Source organism: Variovorax sp. OK605 (genome assembly GCF_900115445.1).
Lineage (GTDB): Bacteria > Pseudomonadota > Gammaproteobacteria > Burkholderiales > Burkholderiaceae_C > Variovorax.
The window spans coordinates 621419-638972 of sequence record NZ_FOWL01000002.1; the positions used below are offsets into that span (position 1 = coordinate 621419).

Annotated in this window: 18 protein-coding genes; 5 read left to right on the plus strand and 13 right to left on the minus strand. The window is 69.8% G+C overall.

The genetic code is table 11. The features are described from left to right. Positions 1–91: 91 nt before the first annotated feature. Positions 92–1075 (plus strand): LysR family transcriptional regulator, encoded by a 984-nt coding sequence (locus tag BM013_RS07300; RefSeq protein WP_093124681.1) that lies wholly within the window; start codon positions 92–94, stop codon positions 1073–1075. A 5-nt stretch (positions 1076–1080) separates the two neighbouring features. Here BM013_RS07300 and BM013_RS07305 read toward each other — a convergent pair whose 3' ends face one another. The 3 genes from BM013_RS07305 to BM013_RS07315 all read right to left on the minus strand — a co-directional run bounded on the left by BM013_RS07305 (position 1081) and on the right by BM013_RS07315 (position 4220). Continuing rightward, positions 1081–1710 (minus strand): N-acetyltransferase, encoded by a 630-nt coding sequence (locus BM013_RS07305; RefSeq protein WP_093125219.1) that lies wholly within the window; start codon positions 1708–1710, stop codon positions 1081–1083. Positions 1711–1754: 44 nt separating this feature from the next. Next, entirely contained in the window at positions 1755–2642 is an 888-nt protein-coding gene (locus BM013_RS07310; RefSeq protein ID WP_093124682.1) for a universal stress protein, read from the minus strand. A 357-nt stretch (positions 2643–2999) separates the two neighbouring features. Continuing rightward, positions 3000–4220, minus strand: a complete 1221-nt coding sequence (locus tag BM013_RS07315; protein WP_093124684.1) for a polyhydroxyalkanoate depolymerase — start codon at positions 4218–4220, stop codon at positions 3000–3002. Positions 4221–4300: 80 nt separating this feature from the next. Between BM013_RS07315 and BM013_RS07320 the strand changes: the two genes are divergently transcribed. Beyond that, entirely contained in the window at positions 4301–4957 is a 657-nt protein-coding gene (locus tag BM013_RS07320; RefSeq protein ID WP_093124687.1) for a glutathione S-transferase, read from the plus strand. Positions 4958–4975: 18 nt separating this feature from the next. Here BM013_RS07320 and BM013_RS07325 read toward each other — a convergent pair whose 3' ends face one another. Continuing rightward, complete coding sequence (locus tag BM013_RS07325) at positions 4976–5803, minus strand: helix-turn-helix domain-containing protein (protein WP_093124690.1); 828 nt, start codon at positions 5801–5803, stop codon at positions 4976–4978. Between the two features lie 121 nt (positions 5804–5924). On the opposite strand from BM013_RS07325, the gene BM013_RS07330 reads away from it, so the two are divergent. After that, positions 5925–6911: a tripartite tricarboxylate transporter substrate binding protein gene (locus BM013_RS07330; protein WP_093124693.1), complete on the plus strand. Its 987-nt coding sequence runs from the start codon at positions 5925–5927 to the stop codon at positions 6909–6911. A gap of 22 nt (positions 6912–6933) precedes the next feature. Continuing rightward, positions 6934–8286 carry an aromatic ring-hydroxylating oxygenase subunit alpha gene (locus BM013_RS07335; protein ID WP_093124695.1) on the plus strand — a complete coding sequence of 451 codons (1353 nt, stop codon included), beginning with the start codon at positions 6934–6936 and terminating at the stop codon, positions 8284–8286. On the opposite strand, the gene BM013_RS07340 is transcribed toward BM013_RS07335, so the two are convergent. From BM013_RS07340 to BM013_RS07365, 6 genes are read right to left on the minus strand one after another with little or no spacing between them, the layout of a single operon-like run. After that, entirely contained in the window at positions 8283–8630 is a 348-nt protein-coding gene (locus BM013_RS07340; RefSeq protein WP_093124697.1) for a DOPA 4,5-dioxygenase family protein, read from the minus strand. The genes BM013_RS07335 and BM013_RS07340 overlap by 4 nt on opposite strands. A 7-nt stretch (positions 8631–8637) precedes the next feature. Continuing rightward, positions 8638–9267 carry a DUF4166 domain-containing protein gene (locus tag BM013_RS07345; protein ID WP_093124700.1) on the minus strand — a complete coding sequence of 210 codons (630 nt, stop codon included), beginning with the start codon at positions 9265–9267 and terminating at the stop codon, positions 8638–8640. After that, positions 9264–10334 carry an SRPBCC family protein gene (locus BM013_RS07350; protein WP_256219792.1) on the minus strand — a complete coding sequence of 357 codons (1071 nt, stop codon included), beginning with the start codon at positions 10332–10334 and terminating at the stop codon, positions 9264–9266. Before BM013_RS07350 ends, BM013_RS07345 begins: the two co-directional genes overlap by 4 nt. A 36-nt stretch (positions 10335–10370) precedes the next feature. Beyond that, a complete protein-coding gene (locus BM013_RS07355; protein ID WP_093124703.1) occupies positions 10371–11339 on the minus strand; it encodes an SAM-dependent methyltransferase in 969 nt (322 codons plus the stop codon). Between the two features lie 59 nt (positions 11340–11398). Further along, positions 11399–11821 carry a thiol-disulfide oxidoreductase DCC family protein gene (locus tag BM013_RS07360; RefSeq protein ID WP_093124705.1) on the minus strand — a complete coding sequence of 141 codons (423 nt, stop codon included), beginning with the start codon at positions 11819–11821 and terminating at the stop codon, positions 11399–11401. 60 nt (positions 11822–11881) lie between these two features. Beyond that, positions 11882–12484 carry a GbsR/MarR family transcriptional regulator gene (locus tag BM013_RS07365; RefSeq protein ID WP_093124707.1) on the minus strand — a complete coding sequence of 201 codons (603 nt, stop codon included), beginning with the start codon at positions 12482–12484 and terminating at the stop codon, positions 11882–11884. 121 nt (positions 12485–12605) lie between these two features. Between BM013_RS07365 and BM013_RS07370 the strand changes: the two genes are divergently transcribed. Next, positions 12606–13700 carry a PA0069 family radical SAM protein gene (locus BM013_RS07370; protein WP_093124709.1) on the plus strand — a complete coding sequence of 365 codons (1095 nt, stop codon included), beginning with the start codon at positions 12606–12608 and terminating at the stop codon, positions 13698–13700. 31 nt (positions 13701–13731) lie between these two features. Here the strand turns inward: BM013_RS07370 and BM013_RS07375 are convergent, their stop codons facing one another. Genes BM013_RS07375 through BM013_RS07385 form a run of 3 tightly spaced genes read right to left on the minus strand, consistent with a single transcriptional unit; the run spans position 13732 to position 17496 of the window. Continuing rightward, positions 13732–14664 carry an alpha/beta fold hydrolase gene (locus BM013_RS07375; protein ID WP_093124712.1) on the minus strand — a complete coding sequence of 311 codons (933 nt, stop codon included), beginning with the start codon at positions 14662–14664 and terminating at the stop codon, positions 13732–13734. Between the two features lie 55 nt (positions 14665–14719). Next, positions 14720–16210 (minus strand): efflux transporter outer membrane subunit, encoded by a 1491-nt coding sequence (locus tag BM013_RS07380; RefSeq protein WP_256221411.1) that lies wholly within the window; start codon positions 16208–16210, stop codon positions 14720–14722. After that, positions 16207–17496 (minus strand): efflux RND transporter periplasmic adaptor subunit, encoded by a 1290-nt coding sequence (locus tag BM013_RS07385; RefSeq protein WP_093124714.1) that lies wholly within the window; start codon positions 17494–17496, stop codon positions 16207–16209. Before BM013_RS07385 ends, BM013_RS07380 begins: the two co-directional genes overlap by 4 nt. Between the last annotated feature and the right edge of the window lie 58 nt (positions 17497–17554).

Sequence of the window (17554 nt, forward strand, 5' to 3'; positions counted from 1 at the left end):
GAGCACCTTCCCATAAGGAAAATTTTGAATTTCTATAATTTGATTCACTGAATCAATAACCAACCTGACCGAACCCAACCGGGAGTTGCCCATGGCCGCCTTGCCCCTGCGTGCGCTCACCCTGCGCCAGCTGCAGTTCTTCTCGGTGCTGGTGGAAGAAGGCCAGTTCGGCCGCGCGGCGCGGCGGCTGGCCATCACGCAGCCGGCGCTGAGCAATGCCATCAAGCAGATGGAGAAGTTGCTCGGCGCCGAGCTGCTCACGCGCTCCACCCACCGGCTGGAGCTCACGCCGGTGGGCGCCGAGGTGCTGGCACGCACCGACTTCCTGGTCAACACCTTCGAGGTGGCGCTGCGCGACATCGAGAGCATCGTGCAGCGCGGGCGGGCCTTCGTGCGCATCGGCGTCATTCCCTCGGCCGCCGCGCGGGTGGCGGCCGCGGCCGGCGAGTTCCTCGGGAGCGGCCGGCGCGACGTGGAGCTGGCCTGGCGCGACGCGCCGTCGAACACGCTGCTGGCCGAGCTGCGCAGCGGGCAGATCGACATGGCGGTGGCCGCCATCACCGAGCCGCCGGGCGGGCTGGCCTGCATCGACCTGTTCCGCGATCCGCTGGTGCTGGTGGTGCGGCGCGACCACGCGCTGGCCGCGGCCGGCGACGCCAGCTGGGAGGCCATCGGCAAGGAGCGGCTGGTGCTGTTCGAAAGCGGCAGCATGCCCGCGCTGGGCAACCCGGCGCGCGCGCAGTTCGCGCAGGGCGCCGAGCCGTACCGCGTGAGCTATTCGGAAACGCTCTACGCGCTGGTGCGCAGCGGCCAGGCGCTGGGGCTCATGCCGCGCCTGTACACCTCGTCGCTGCGCGACCCCGAGCTGGTGGTGCTGCCGCTGCTGAAGCCGCGCGTCGAGCGCCGCGTGGTGCTGGCCTACCTGCCGGGGCCGATGCGCAACGTGGTGGCGCAGGAGCTCATCGCGTTCCTGCGCGAAAAATTGCCTCGAGCGAGGGAAGCAAGCGAGGCCGGCGAGATCGGCGAGGCGAAGGTGCGGCGCGTCAGCAGCAAGGGCACGCGGGCGCGGCGCTGACAGCTTCAGTCCATGCGCACATCGCGCCTGAAGCGCGCCAGCGTCCAGCCGTCGCCGAGCAGGAACATGCGGGTGTGCAGCTCGGCCAGCGTGGCGGCCGCCACCTCGCGCCCGAGGTAGCTCAGCCGCTTGTGGCGCAGGTCGACAAAGCCCGCCTCGTGCTGGCGCGACAGGCTCTGCCACAGCGCATGCGCGCCGGGCGACTGGCGCGCGCCGCTCATGAGGCAGATGCCCTGGTCCAGCGCCCAGCGGTAGACGGCCGACGCCAGCCCGCGCCGCTGGTAGGCCGGGTCGTACTGCGAATGCGGCGCGCGGATGTGGCGGTCGGCCCGGCGGTCGAGCTCGATGAGCCGGTTGAACACGGTGTAGCCCACCAGGCAGCCGCGGCGCACGTCCTCGATGTACACGTACAGCTCGCCGTCGGCCTCGCGGTAGCGCGCGCGCAGGCCGGGGTCGTCGAGCACGAAGTGCGGCATCTGCTGCAGCCGGTCGTCCATTGCGCGCATGCGCTCGTGCACCGGCAGGAGCGTGTCGGCGGGCCTGGCCTTGCGGGGATCGACGTCGATGCGCAGCTCGGCCGGGCGAAGCAGCCAGCGGGGCAGCGCCGCAAAGGAGAAGGGCGCTGCCGGCGCCATGCCGTGCGCCATCACCGACGTCATCACCGACGTCATCACCGACGTCATGGTGCCAGCGCCGCCGCACGGCGCCCCTGCCATTCGGCGAGCGCGCCATGCGGCACCACCAGCACGTCGCCCGTGGACCATCGCAGCGCGCGCAGCGCCACGCTGCCGAACAGGAAGTCCATGAGCGCCGAGCGCTTGCGCTTGCCAACCACCAGCAGGTCGGCGTTGGTGTACTGCTGCTGCACGGCCGCCTGGCGCGCCGGGTCGCCCCGGCCGATCGACGACACCACGCGGTTGCGCCGCGCGCTCGACGGGTCGGACAGCCACAGCATGCGTTCGCGCGCATGGCGGGCGCAGGCGTGGCGGTAGGCGTCGATGATGTGCGCCGACACGTCGGCATAGCGCAGCTTGCCTTCGTGCATGGCCGTGAAGGCGTGGAACAGCTCGATCTCGGCCGCGCTGTCGAAGGCGCAGGCCAGGTCGACCAGCGGCCGCGATTCGTTCATGAGGTCGACCGCCACGAGGATGCGGCTGTAGCCGCTCTCCCGCGCATCGAGCCGCGTCACCAGCACCGGGCGCTGCGCGGCGCGCAGCAGCTGTTCGGCGGGCTGGCCGTGGAAGAAGGCCGCCACGCGGCGGTCGGGCTCGCCGCCGATCACCACGAGGTCGCACCACCGCGCCTCCTGCGCGGCGCTCTCGAGGCGCCCGCCGGTGTCGTCGATCTTCTTGACGAGGATGCCGAAGCGCTCGGCCACCTCGACGCACAACGCGCCGAGGCCTTGCGCGGCATCGGCATCGGCACCCGCAGCGCCAGCGAAGGCGGCCGGTGCGTACATGAGCTTCAGCAGCGCGCCGTGCGCCGCCGCGATGGAAGCCGCGCGCACGACCGTGCGACGGCCTTGGGCCGACAGGTCCGTCACCGCCAGGATCGATTGGATGTTCATCAGGGTTCTTTCCGCATGGCAAAGCCGGCCACCGCCCCGGTCGCGGCGAAGCGACGGGCGGCGGCAAGCGAGGGAATCAGCTGGGGAAAGCGCGGCGTGCCCGAGCGGGCGCGCTACCGCGCGGGGCTTGGGCCCGGCGGTCGATGAAATGCTGAGAAAAAGAGAGGGGGGAGGCTGACCGCCGGGCTCAGAGGTCTGCGAGGGTCTGGTGCGACCCTGCAGCCATCCGCGCAGTGAAGACTGCGCGCGATGTTCTGCGGATGAAAGCCTGGCGTTGCATGGGGCCGGAGTGTAGGAAGCCTTGCGCGCCAAGGCAAACAAAGGCCTCACGACCCTTGCCGGATTGACGGGCCTTGATCAGCCGTGCAGCTCGGCCGCCGCGTGGATGGTTTCGCGCACGCGCGGGTAGATCTGCGCGTTCCACTTGCTGCCGCTGAACACCCCGTAGTGCCCCACGCCGGCCTGCAGGTGGTGCGCCTTGAGGTAGGGCCGGATGCCGGTGCACAGGTCTTGCGCCGCCACCGTCTGGCCCACGGCGCAGATGTCGTCGCGCTCGCCTTCCACCGTCAGCAGCGCGGTGCGGCGGATGGCCCCGGGGTTCACGGTGCGCTCGCCCACGGTGAGCACGCCGCGCGGCAGGTCGTAGGTCTGGAACACGCGCTCCACCGTTTCCAGGTAGAACTCGGCCGGCAGGTCGTTCACGGCCAGGTACTCGTCGTAGAAGGTGCCGATGGTGCGGGCCTTCTCGAGGTCGCCTTCGACCAGGTGCGTGACCATGTCCTGGAACTGCTTCTTGTGCCGCTCGGGGTTCATGCTCATGAAGGCCGTGAGCTGCAGGAAGCCGGGGTACACGCGGCGCATCATGCCCGCGTGCGGCCACGGCACGTGGCTGATGAGGTTGCGGCGGAACCAGTCGATGGGCTTGCTGGTGGCCAGCACGTTCACCCCCGTCGGGTTGATGCGGCAATCGACCGGGCCGGCCATGAGCGTCAGGCTGCGCGGCGTGGCGGGGTTGTCGTCTTCGGCCATGAGCGCGGTGGCGGCCAGCGCGGCCACGCAGGGCTGGCACACCGCCACCATGTGCACGCCGGGGCCCACGGCCTCCAGGAACTCGATGAGCTGCAGTGTGTAGTCGTCCAGGCCGAACTTGCCCTCCCACAGCGGCACGTCGCGCGCGTTGTGCCAGTCGGTCAGGTACACGTCGTGGTCGCGCAGCAGGGTACGCACGGTTTCGCGCAGCAGCGTGGCGAAATGGCCCGAGAGTGGTGCGGCCAGCAGCACGGGCGGGTGCACCGCATCGGTGTCCTTGCGGAAATGCAGCAGCGTGCCGAAGGGCGAGACGAGGGTTTTTTCCTCGTGCACGGCCACCTCGACGCCGTCGACCGGCACGCTGGCGATGCCGTAGTCGGGCCGCGTGTGCGTGAGCCGCATGCGCGAGAACACCTCGAACTGGGCGGCCATGCGCCGCACCATGGTGCGCTCGGTGCCGTCCTGCCACAGGGCCTTGCCCAGGTATTGCGCCGCGAGCCGCGCCGGAGAGAGCAGGTCGGCTTGGTTCTGGTAGGCCCGGTACAGCATGACGTTGCAGCAGGCAAGTTGCGGGCCAGCCGGATGGCATGGCGCTTGCACGCACCGGGTTACCCACAAGGAGCGACCCGATGGCCAAACCCGTTCTCACCATCAGCAGCAAGAACTACGGCGCGTGGTCGCTGCGCGGCTGGCTGATGTGCAGGCTGGCCGGGCTGGACTTCAGCGAGAAGATCATCCCGCCCGACGATCCGGCCATGAAGGCCGAGATGCTGCTGCTGTCGTCCTCCATGCTGGTGCCCTCGCTGCAGCACGGCGGCGTGAAGGTGTGGGACACCATGGCCATCGGCGAGTACCTCAACGAGATCAAGCCCAAGGCCGGCCTGCTGCCCGACGACGTGGCCGCGCGCGCCCACTGCCGCGCCATCTGCGGCGAGATGCACTCGGGCTTCGGCTCGATGCGCGGCGCCCTGCCGATGAACATCAAGGCCCACTTCAAGAACTTCAAGGTGTGGTCGCGCGCGCAGGCCGACATCGACCGCATCGTCGCCATCTGGCGCGAATGCCTGAAGGCCTACGGCGGGCCCTTCCTGTTCGGCAAGCAGCCGGGCATGGCCGACGCGATGTATGCGCCGGTGGTCACGCGCTTCCTGAGCTACGACGTGGCGCTCGACAGCGCGTGCGCGGCCTACTGCAAGCGCGTGATGGAGCTGCCGGCCATGAAGGAATGGGTCACTGCCGCCAAGCAGGAACCCGACGAGATCGACGAGCTCGACGCGGAGTTCTGAACCCCGCGTGTTTCGGTTTCATGCGCTCGCGGGCGGCGGCTCGAAGCCGGCCTGTGCCAGCTTGCGCTCGATGTTCTGGGCGGCCTGCTGCAGGTCGCCCAGGTGCGCCGCGACGATCTCGCGCTCGCTCTTCACCGCGGGCAGCCACGCACAGCTGAGGCAGCCCACCACGAGGCCTGCGTGCCGCAGCGGCACCGACATCGCGCCGAAGCGGTCGGGCGAATCCAGGCTGGTCGCGGTGGGGTCGCGCACCACGTAGCCGAGGTCGCGCGCATGCGCCACCATGCGCCGGATGTTCTCGGGCCGCCGCGCGCTGCGGTCGAAGTCGTTGGGCGAACGCGCCAGCGCCGCGAGAATTCCGCGCCGCTCTTCTTCCGGGCAGAACGAGAGGTAGCAGCGCCCCAGCGACGACAGCAGCATCGGCGGGCGAAAGCCCAGCGCGCGGTAGTTCACGGCCAGGCCGTTGCGCGGCCGGTCGGTGTCGAGGATCAGCATGGCCGTGCCGTCGCGCACGCCCAGGTCGATGGGCCAGGGCACCACGCGCTGCAAGGTGGCGCGCGAGGCCGCCGCCATTGCCGACAGGCGCGTGCGCCACGCCGCCACCGGCCCCGACTGGCCGGTGGCCGAGGCCGGCACGTAGCGCTTGTCGTGCTCGCTGCGCTCGACCCAGCCGGCCTGCTGCAGCGTCTTGAGGATGCGCAGCAGCGTGGCCTTCGACAGGCCCGTCTGCCGGTGCAGCTCCTGCAGCGTCACGGCCGACGAGCGCTGCACGGCGAGCATCACGTCGAGCCCGCGGCGCAGCGCATCGATGGATTTCACGCTCTGCGCGCCCGTGGTGTCCGGCATGTGCTTTCCCTGAGGCGGTGGCTGATTTGGTTCACTGGGTGAAACTATATCTTCTGGCTTCGCGGCTGCGTTCCTACAGTGCGGTCGACCCCCAACGTCGTCCCCACTGAAGGAAAAGAGCATGATGTTTCACCACCGAAACGCGGCCCGTGCCGCTGCAGGAGCCATTCTTTCGCTTTGTGCCGCGACAGCGGCCATGGCGCAGGCCTGGCCCTCGAAGCCGATCACCATCGTCGTCGCCTACCCCGCGGGCGGCGACACCGACGCCATCGCGCGCACCTACGCCGAGAAGCTCTCGCAGCGCGTCGGCCAGCCGGTGCTGGTCGACAACCGGCCCGGCGCGAGCGGCATGATCGGCAACGTGTGGGTCGCCAAGGCGCCCGCCGACGGCTACACGCTGCTGTTCACGCCCAGCACCTTTCCCATTGCACAGCACGTGCTGAAGACCGGCCCCGGCGTGGCGCACGACGTGGTGAAGGACTTCACGCCCATCGTGAAGACCGGCAACATCCCGCTGCTGCTGGTGACCGCGCCGGCCACCGGCATCCAGAGCGTGGCGCAGCTGGTGGCCGGCGCCAAGGCCGGCAAGACCGTCACCTACGGCACGCCCGGCGCGGGCTCGCCGATGCACATCGCGGGCGAGCTGCTCAACAAGGACGCCGGCATCTCGGCCACGCACGCGCCGTACCGCGGCGTGGCGCCGGTGGTGAATGACGCGCTGGGCGGCCACATCAGCGTGGGCTGGATCACGCCCGGCGCGGTGGCCGGCCACATCACCGCGGGCAAGCTCATTCCGCTCGCCGTGGCGGAACGCCAGCGCACGAGGCTGATGCCCGGCGTGCCCACCTTCATCGAGCTGGGCTACAAGGACATGGACGTGAGCGCGTGGATGGGCCTGCTCGGCCCCAAGGCCATGCCGGGCGATGTGGTGCAGGCGCTCAACCGGCACTTCAACGAGATCCTGCGCATGCCCGACGTGCAGGCCAAGATGGCCGCGCTCGGTATCGAGCCCGTGGGCGGCGCGCCCGCCGTGCTGGCGCAGCAGATTGCAGACGACGACCAGCGCTTCGGCAAGCTGGTGCGCGAGTTCGGCATTCGCGCCGATTGAAAACCCCCCAAGGAGACGATGCATGTTGAGCGAAGAAAAGAACCGCCTGCTGACCGAAGTGGGCCCGGGCAAGCCGATGGGCGACTACCTGCGCCGCTACTGGCACCCGATCGCCGGCGCGAGCGAATTCGACGACAAGGCCGTGAAGCCGCTGCGCATCCTCGGCGAAGACCTGGTGCTCTACAAGGACCTGAGCGGCAACTACGGCCTGGTCGACCGGCGTTGCCCGCACCGCAATGCCGACATGTCCTACGGCTACGTCGAGCAGTGCGGCCTGCGCTGCAGCTACCACGGCTGGCAGTACGACCCGAGCGGGCAGTGCATTCACCAGCCCTTCGAGGAAACGCTGGACCCCGGCGCGCGCATGCGCAAGAACACGAAGATCAAGGCCTACCCGGTGCAGGAGAAGGCCGGGCTGCTGTGGGCCTATATGGGCCCGCAGCCCGCGCCGCTGCTGCCCGACTGGGAGCTGTTCAACTACAGGAACGGTTTCGCGCAGGCGGTGTTCGCGGAGATCCCGTGCAACTGGTTCCAGTGCCAGGAGAACTCCATCGACCCGGTGCACTTCGAGTGGACGCACAACAACTGGACCACGCGCCTGCAGGGCGAGGAAGGGCCCTATGTGCCCACGCACCTGAAGCTGGCCTTCGAGGAGTTCGAGCACGGCTTCGTCTACAAGCGCCTGCGCGACGGTGAGCACGAAGACAACGTGATGTGGACCACCGGGCGCGTCACGCTGTGGCCCAACGGCTTCTTCCTGGGCCACCACTTCGAATGGCGCGTGCCCATCGACGACCACCACACGCTGAGCGTGCTGTGGGTGCTCAGCCGCGTGCCCGCCGAGCAGGAGCCCTATGTGCAGGAGCGCATTCCCTCGTGGTACGGCCCCATCAAGGACCCGGTGACCGGCCGCTGGATCACCAGCCACGTCGCCAACCAGGACTTCGTGGTGTGGGTGGGGCAGGGCGCCGTCACCGACCGCACGCGCGAGAAGCTGGGCCAGAGCGACAAGGGCATCGTGATGATGCGCCGCCGCTTCTTCGAGGAGATCGAGGCGATGCAGGCCGACCCGGCGCACGAACCCAAGGGGCTGATCCGCGATGCGCAGAAGAACCGCGACGTGTTCCTGCCGTCAGCCTGCAGAGACGAGATGCTCAACGGCCTGCCGCGCAAGGCGCTGGCCGCGCACCCGTTGCTGGGGCCGTACCTGAAGGACTTCTTCGGGCAGGCGGGGCAGCCTGAGGATGTGCGCGCGGCCTACGAGAAGGCCATCGGCCAGAAGGTGGAGGGTGCGACCTTCTTCAAGGTGCACGGCGCGGGGAGCGAGGAGGGCGTGGAGGGCGAGGAGGTGGAGGGCATCGCGAAGGAAGCCTAGTGCCGGAACATCCGCAGGTCGAGCGCGCTTTCCTCGCCGAGCCACATGGCATGCGCCGTGTGGTCGGCAAAGCCGTCGCCCGTCACGCCGTGCACGAACACGTCGAGCCCGTCGCGGTTGGCCTCGAGCCAGCCGATGACCTGGTCGAACTCGGCGGCGTCGAAGGCGAGCTGGCAGCTCCAGTGCGGATGCGGCCCCACCAGCCGCTCGTGCACGCGGCCGACCACCACCATCAGCTCGTGGCCCGCGCGTTCGCAGAGGGTGCGCGCCTGCGCCACGGTGTCGGGCGCGAAATAGACGTGGGCGTGGTACTGGGCGTAGAGGTTTTCGGGGCGGCGTGGCATGGTGCGCTCATTGTGGCCCCAACCGTGCGGGCAGGTGAAAGCGCCCGCTGTAGCGAAACACATCGCCGAACCAGCGGTGGCGCAGCCGCATCTGCATGGTGAAGCGGTCGGCGTCGCCGGGGTCGGGGCGTTCCTCGACGTAGGCGGTGCCCAGCAACAGGCCCAGCGGCAGCGGAATGCGCAGCCCGGCAATGCGCCACACGTAGCCCAGGTCGCGGAACACCAGCGCGCCGTCTTCGGCGCTCACCGCCAGGCGCATGCCGATGCCCAGGCGCACGTACTCGATCACTTCGGCGCCCTTGCTCGCTTCGTGCTCCATGTGCGAGCGGAAGTGAAAGAGCGGCCTGCCCGGGAAATGAAACACGCGGTCCCAGTACAGGTGCGCGTTGGCCGGGCGGCAGCTGTAGTGCACCTCGATCGGAACGTGGCTGCCGGTGTGCGGCACCAGCGCGCCGAAGAGCCGGCCGAAGGGCATCAGCAGCGTGGCCCAGGGCGCGTGCCAGACCTCGCTCATCACGCCGCGAACGCACACCTGGTCGTCGGAGAACGGCGCCATCGCGTAGTGCCGGCGAACGACCTCGCCGAGGCGCTCCCACGCGGGGCCGAGTGCCTGCTGGAAGACCGGTGGCTGCGTCATCCGGCGACCGTGGCCGTGGCCGGGGCTTCGCTGCGCGCCTTGTAGAAGCGCAGGATGTTCTCCGAGCCGTTGCCGAGCAAGGCCTGCAGCACGCGGTCGGCATACCAGTTGAAGCGCGTGCTCAGGCGCCACGACACGTCGATGCGCAGGTCGGTGCCGCCGTCGCGCGGGGTCAGCGTGTAGGTGGTGTCGCGCAGGTCGAAATACTGGCCGCCGATCATCACGTGGTCGTCCAGCGCCCCCGCGGGAAACGAGTCCGGCGTGAAGCGGTAGCGCCACTTCAGCAGGCGGTTGGGCTGCCAGTCGGTGACGATTTCCTCGAAGTGCACGTTCTTCTGCCACTGCACCTGGCGCACGCGGCCTTCGGGCGTGTCGACCGTCACGCCGGACACCGGCATCGGCACGCCGATGCGGTACGCCCACATGCCGCTGACTTCGCTGGGACGAATGTCGCGCGCCTCGTTCAGCGAGTGCCACACGCGCTCGGCCGGCGCCGCAATGAAGAGCGTGCGCGAGGTGTGGGAAAACCGGTCGGGGTTGGGCAGCTGCGGCTCGATGGCGCCGAGCACCAGCGGCAGCAGCGCGAAGCTGTAGACCGCCTGCCTGGGCCAGTTGGTGATGCGGCACACGATGCCCATCGCCAGGCCGCCGACGCTGCCCATCACCCCGAACAGCGGCACGATGACGATGGCGCAGATGATCCCCTCGATGAACACCGCCAGCGTGCCGATGACGAACAGCGCGGTCGCCACCCACGGCGCCCAGAGGTAGTAGCCCCAGCTGCGCCGCTCGATGCGCTCGGCCATGTACACCGTGACCGCGCCGCATACCGCAGGCACGAAGTACACGAAGGAGCCGAGCATCGCCGAGAAGCGGTGGCCGGGCCCGCCGCTGAAGACGATGCGCAGCACCAGCGCAATGGCCGCGCCCGCCAGGATCGGCCAGAACCAGGCGAAGGGCATGCGGCGCGGGGGCGGCTGGGGTGGTTGGTCCGGACCGCCGTTGAAGCGGGCGAGATCGGCGAACCAGCTTTCCGTCTGTTGCTGTTCTTCGGAGTCGTTGCGCATGGGAACCTCTTCTCCTCGTTGTGTTGTCTTGTTCGCTCAGTCGGCGCGCCGCCGCGCCGTGACCATGCAGTAGTCGAAGTCGCGCCAGAACATGCCCAGCGCGAGCGCGCAGTAGCTGGCCACGATGTGCTTGCGCCGCCACGGGCTGAGCTTGCCGCGCGCCTTCCAGAGTTCGGCCAGCGTGAAGCGCGTGGCCAGCACCGGGATGTGCAGCGCGCTCGGCGCCACGCGCCAGCGCAGCGACTTCACCTCGATGTCCTCGAAGCCGTTGCGCTCGAGCGCGGCCACGAATTCGTCGCGCACCGCCAGCGTGGGCACGGCCCAGCTGTCGGCCCACAGGCGGTGCAGCCACTGGGCCATGCGCCCCGGCGCGCGCCGCAGCAGGAAGCCGTCGACCACCGCCAGGCGCGCGCCGGGCTTGAGCAAGCGCGCGGCCTCGCGGATGAAGTCGCCCTTGTCGGTGCCGCCGGCGTAGCAGGCGCTCTCCACGGCCCAGGCACCGTCGGCCTGCGCGGCGGGCAGGCCGGTGCGCGTGTAGTCGGCTTCGATGTGCGCCATGCGGTCGGCCACGCCGGCGGCTGCGTCGAGCCTGGCGGCGATGCGGTTCTGCACGGCGACGTTGGTCACGGTGATGGCGCAGAGCGACGGGTCGTCGCCGACCAGCGTGCGCGCGGTGGCGCCGGCGCCGCAGCCCAGGTCGAGCACGCAGCGGCGTTGCGTGGCGTCCGCCGGTGCGGTGCCCAGCTGCAGGGCGCGGCCGATCGCGCGGTTCATTTCGACCAGCATGCCTTCGCGCCGCAACGGGTTCAGGCCCGCCCGCCAGAAGCCGAAGTGCATGTTGTAGCTGGGGCTCCAGGCGCTGTAGTCGACCGCGACCTCGGTGAAGTAGTGCTGCGTGTCCCGGGTGGTGATGGGGGCGCCGGCGGGGTTTGTGGCGGCGCCGGTTGCGGTGTGCGGCGCGCTTTCATGCGGCATGCGGAAGTCGGGCTGGAAAACGGTGGGCATGGCTCTTCCCTCGGTTGGTTGTTCTTTGATGCTCACGACGCTTGCTGCGCTCGCAGCGTTCACAGGCGGCACTGGCCGTCGTCGCACGAAGGCGCGACGCGCCCCGCCAGCCTCGCGGCCAGCCAGCGCGGAATGCGGTAGCGGTTGCGCGCCAGCAGCGCGTAGGCGCGATCTGCCAGCGGTGCAACCAGCGGCAGGTCGAGCAGGACGCTGCCGCTCGACAGCCCGACCGCGCTGCGGCACAGGCGGATGGCGGGCACGCCGACGAACACCTCGCCTTGCGCGTCCTTCACATGGATGGCCGCCATCAGCGCGTTGCGCGGGGCCGGGCCGTCGTCGAACGCGGCCGGCGAGCAGTCGACCAGGTGCAGCCGGCTTGCCGCGTCGCGCGACTTCATGTGGCGCATTTCGGCCGCGCAGATCGCGCAGCTGGCGTCGAAATAGATCGTGAGCGGGTAGGCGGGCGAGGCGGCGGCGTTCATGGCGTTCTTGTTTATCGATATTTCTGTCAAAACAGAAACGAAAGGGCAAAAAAAGGAGACTCAGATCATGGGGAGGCTGGCGTGGTGCGCGTCGGGGTCTTCGCCCTTGTCGCTCTTGTCGCCCTTGCCGGCTGGCGCGCCATCGCCGCGCACGAACTTCTGCACGCTCGCGCCCAGCGTCAGCACCTTGTCGAGCGTGCCCGGCGACAGCCGCAGCATTTCGTCGGCCCAGGTGGCGAGCTTTTCCATCAGCTCCATGGTGGAGCGGATGCGGTCCTGCGCGTCGGCCGGTTCCTTCTGGAAGTCGGGGCTGGAGACCAGTTCGCGCAGCACGCGCACGGTGGGGTCGAACTCGCGCTCCTTGCGCTCGCGCACCACGGTGCGAAACAGCTCCCACACGTCGACGCTGGTCTCGAAGTAGTCGCGGCGGTCGCCCAGCGTGTGGGTGACGCGCACGAGGTTCCAGGCCTGCAGTTCCTTCAGGCTGTTGCTGATGTTGGAGCGCGCCACGCCCAGCGTGTCGGACAGCTCTTCGGCGTTCATGGGCTTGCCGTGGGCGAAGAGCAGCGCGTGGATCTGCGAGACGGTGCGGTTCACGCCCCACATGGAGCCCATTTCGCCCCAGTGCAGGACGAACTTGCGTTGAATGTCGGTGAGTTCCATGGCGTCGAGTTTAGGATTTGCGAAATTTCTGTCAATAGAGAAATAGAAAAATCCGTGGACAAGCCAGAGCGACTGGAATACTGTATGCATGAACAGTAAATGCCTTAGCAAAGGACTCGCCATGCCCGCTGCCCAGATCCCCGTCCACGCCATCAAGGGCCGCGGCGCGGCCACGCGGCTGGCGCACCGCTTCTCCAGCGACGAGCGCGCCGCCTACGACGACGGCTGGGGCACGCTCGAGGCAGGCGTGGCCGAGGCCGCCGAGCTGCAGCCGCTCGCGACCGAGGTGCGCTTCGAAGACGTGAAGTCGGTGCTCACCGAGAACGAGTCGTCCGACATCTCCTTCGACCGCTCGCTCAACCCGTACCGGGGCTGCGAGCACGGTTGCATCTATTGTTTCGCGCGCCCGACGCACAGCTACCTCAACCTCTCGCCCGGCCTCGACTTCGAGACCAAGCTGATCGCCAAGCGCAACCTCGTCGAGGTGCTGCGCGCCGAACTCGGCCGCAAGAGCTACCGGCCGAGCTACATCGCCATCGGCACCGCCACCGACTGCTACCAGCCCATCGAGCGCGAGCTGCGCCTCACGCGCTCGGTGATCGAACTGCTGCAGGAAACGCGGCACCCGTTCGCGCTGGTCACCAAGTCGAGCGCCATCGAGCGCGACCTCGACCTGATCGGGCCCATGGCGGCGGACCGCCTGGCCGCCGTGTACGTCACCGTGACCACGCTCGACGGCGAGCTCGCCCGCAAGCTCGAGCCGCGCGCCGCGGCGCCGCACCGGCGGCTGCGCACCATCCGCACGCTCACCGAAGCGGGCGTGCCGGTGGGCGTGAGCGTGGCGCCGCAGATTCCGTTCGTCACCGAAGACATGGAGCAGGTGCTCGAAGCCGCCTGGGAAGCCGGCGCGCGCAGCGCCTTCTACACGGTGGTGCGGCTGCCGTGGGAGGTGGCGCCGCTGTTCAAGGAGTGGCTGGCGTTGCACTACCCGCAGCGCGCCGACCGGATCATGGCGCGCATCCACGAGATGCGCGGCGGCAAGGACTACGACGCCGACTTCGCCACGCGCATGAAGGGCTCGGGCCTGTGGGCCGATCTGATCCACCAGCGCTTCGTGAAGGCCGCGAACCGCATCGGCTACAACCGCGAGCGCATTCCGCTGGACGTCACCGCGTTCCGGCCGCCGGGCGCGGCCGGGCAGGGCAACCTGTTCTAGGCTTTTTCCCGGGCCTGTGCCCGTCAGCCCGTCAGCCTGGTTGCCGGCGCAGGAAGTCGCCCACCATCGCGGTGGTCGCCTTGGGGTTCTCTTCCATGATCCAGTGGCCCGAGTCCGGCACGACGCCTTCGGTCACGTTGCTGGCCGCGGCGCGCATCACGGTGGCCATCATCGGCCCGAACGACTTCTCGCCGCCGAGCGCCAGCACCGGCATCTCGAGCTTGCCTTGCGCCATGAACGCGGTGTTGTCGATCACGTCCTGGTCGAACGCGCCGAACTGCGAGAAGCCCGCGTGCATGTTGCCGGGCCGCGCATACAGGCGCGCGTAGTGCCGCCGCGCGGCCTCGCCGAAGCGCGCGGGCGTGGCGGAGAACTCGTTCCAGAAGCGGTCGAGGTAGATGCGCTCGCGGCCCGCCACCAGCCTTTCCATGTCGGGCCCGCCGAAGCGGAAGTGCCACAGCAGCGGGCTCTTCAGGATCTCTTCCCACGGGCCCACGCCGGGCAACGGCGCGTCGATGGGCACGAAGCTCGTCACGCGGTCGCGGTACTGCGCCGCGAAGGCGTAGCCGACCATGTTGCCGATGTCGTGCGTGACCAGCTGGGTCTTCGCCACGCCGAGCTTGTCGAGCAGCTGGGCGATGTTCTGCCCCTGCGTCTTCTTGTCGAAGCCGCTGGTGGCGCGCGCCGACAGGCCCATGCCGCGCAGGTCGGGCACCACCACCGTGTGGTCGCGCGCCAGGTCGTTCGCCAGCGTGGCCCACATGTCGCCGGTTTCGCCGAAGCCGTGCAGCAGCGTGACGGCCGGGCCGGTGCCGCCCACGCGCACGTGCAGCGTGGTGCCGTCGACGGCGATCTCGCGTGTCTTGAATGCGGGGGAGAAGGCCGGCAGGCCTTGGTGGGTCTGCGCAAGGGCCGTGGTCGCAACCAGTGCCGTGGCCAGCAAGGCCAGAGTCCGTCGTCGCATCGTCGCTCTTTCGTTGAAGGCAGCGTCCGAGGCGAACGCGGGAGGGTGCGCGATGCTACTTGCTTTGCGCCAGGCCCACCATCCCCTGCGCGCGGCAACCGGCGGCCGCGTCGTCGGCCGCGCACCAGTCGCCGCCCAGCGCCTTCACCAGGAACACCGAGGTCAGCAGCCGCTGCCCCTGCAGCTGCGCGGCCTGCCGCTCGACCGTCAGCAGCGACTGCTGCGCGGTGATCACGTCGAGGTAGGTCGAGGCGCCGCCCTCGTAGCGGCTGGTCGCCATGTCGAGCACGCGGCGCGCCGCCGTCACGGCCGACTGCGCCTGCGTGGTCGCGCTGTCCAGCGCCGACAAGCCGGTGATGCCGTCCTCGACTTCCTGCATCGCGCCCAGCACGGTGCGGCGGTAGTTGCCCACGGTGGCGTCGTAGCCGGCCTTGGCGAAGTCGACGTTGGCGCGGATGCGGCCGCCGTCGAACAGCACCTGCGTGGCCGACACGCCCACCGACCACAGCAGGCTGGGGCCGTTGAACAGCGTCTCGATGGTGCGGCTGTCCACGCCCACGGTCGGCGAGATGATGAAGCTCGGGTAGAAGGCCGCGGTGGCCACGCCGATCTGCGCATTGGCCGAGGCCATGGCGCGTTCGGCCGAGGCCACGTCGGGCCGGCGCTGCAGCATCTCGGACGGCACGCCCAGCGGCACCGCCGGCGGACGGATCTCGCGCAGGTCCACCGGCAGCGCGAAGTTCGGCGCGGGCGTGCCGGTGAGGGTGGCCAGCGCGTGTTCGTATTGCGCGCGCTGTTTCTTCAGCACGTCGACCTGCGTCAGCGTGGTCTCCAGCAGCGCCTGCTGCTGCGCCACGTCGAGGCCCGACACCGCGCCCAGGTCGTGGCGCGCCGTGACCAGCTCCAGCGCGCGGCGCTGCAGGCCAATGGAGCGCGAGAGCACGTCGAGCTCGATGTCGCTGGAGCGCAGGTTGAAGTAGTTGTTGGCCACGTCGGCGCTCAGCAGCAGCCGCGTGTTGGCCAGGTCGGCGGCCGATTGCTCGGCGGAGGCCGAGGCGCCCTCGACGCTGCGCTGCACGCGGCCGGCCAGGTCGACCTCGTAGCTCGCGTTCAGCGACAGCGCGAAGTCGTTCTGCACGGTCGACGCGTTGGCGCTCGCATAGTTGGTGAGCGGCCGGTTGGCGGAAATCTTCAGGCGCGAGGCGCGCGTGCCCAGGCCCAGCTGCGGGTACAGGCTGGCCGAGCTGGCGGCCAGCGAGGCGCGCGCTTGGGCGAGCCGCGCGTTGGCGATCACCAGCGTCGGGCTGCCGGCCAGGGCCTGTGCCTGCAGGGTGTCGAGCGTGGCGTCGTCGAAGCGCTTCCACCACGGGCCCTTGTCGATGCTGTCGCTGGGCGCGCTCACGCGCCAGGGCGCCTCGAGCTTCCAGCTCACGGGCAGCGCGGTGTCGGGGGTCTTGTAGTCGGGGCCGACGGCGCAGCCCGAGAGGAGAGCAAGGAGCGCCAGCACGGCGACGGCCGTCGGGGCAACCGGCGGTCGCAGTTTCACGCGGGTTCCTTCTTGGCGGCGGCAGGCGCGGCGGGTGCGGCCGGTGCACCCGGGCCGGCATTGGCCGCGGCCGGCGGCGCCTCGGGCGCCACCGCCACCACGTCGCCTTCGGCCAGCGAGTCGGAGGGGTTCAGCACCATGCGGTCGGCGCCTTCGAGGCCGTCGACCACCTCGACGTTCTCGCCGTAGTTGCGGCCCAGCGTCACGGGGCGCAGGTTGATGCGGCCCTGCGCGTCGACCACCGCGATGCGCGTGCCCTCGGCACGGAACAGCAGCGCGTTCGACGGCACGGTGAGCGTGCGGCTGGCCGCCAGCGGCAGCGACACCTGCACGTAGGCGCCGGGCAGCAGCGCGCCGTCCTTGTTGGGCAGCGACACCTCGACCTGCATCATCCGCGTGGTCGTGTCGATGGCGCCCGAGGTGCGCGCCACCTGGCCCTTGAAGGTCTGGCCGCGCAGCTCGGCCTGCGTCACCACCACCGGCTGGCCGGTCTTCACGAGCTGGGCGTAGGCCTGCGGCACGTTGATGTACACGCGCAGCGGATCGGTCTGCGCCAGCATGAACAGCGCGCGCCCAGCGCCGCCGCCCGCGCCGGCGTCGATCAGGTCGCCGGTGTCGACGTTGCGCCGCGTGATCACGCCCGCGAACGGCGCCACCACGCGCTTGAAGCCTTCGGTCTGCTTGAGCCGCTGCACGTTGGCGTCGGCCGCCGCCACGTTCGACGTGGCCTGCGCCACCGCGCTGCGGCGTTCGTCGAGGTCCTGCTGCGAAACCACGTCCTTCTTGCGCAGCGCCTCCCAGCGATCGGCGGTGCTGCGTGCGAGCTCCAGGCCCGAGGCCGCCTGTGCGCGCGCGGCCACGGCCTGCGAGAGTTGCTGGTCGATCTCGGGCGTCTCGATCTCGGCGAGCAGATCGCCCTTTTCGACGCGGCTGCCGATGTCCCTGGTCCAGCGTTTCAGGTAGCCGCTGGCGCGCGCCGAAATGGGCGACTGCACGAAGCCCTGCAGCGTGCCCGGCAGCGACAGCGTCTGGCCGGTGGTGGGCGTGCGGGGCAGGGCGGTCTGCACGTACTGCCTGGCGCGCTCGCTGGTGCCCGCTTCGAGCGCACGCGCGTTGGCCATGCGCACGAACACGGTGCGCGCGGCGCCCAGCGCCAGCAGCACCAGCACGACCAGCACCAGCCAGCGCGTGCGCCGCACGATCTGGCGGCGGCGCAGCAACTCGCCTTCGCCCTCTTCGACGGCGATGGGGTGGATGGCCAATGCCGAATGGCGTTGCTCCGTCATGACCCGCTCGGCGCCGGGCCGCTCCCAAGGCGAGCTGCGGCCCCGTCAGGGGGCAGCG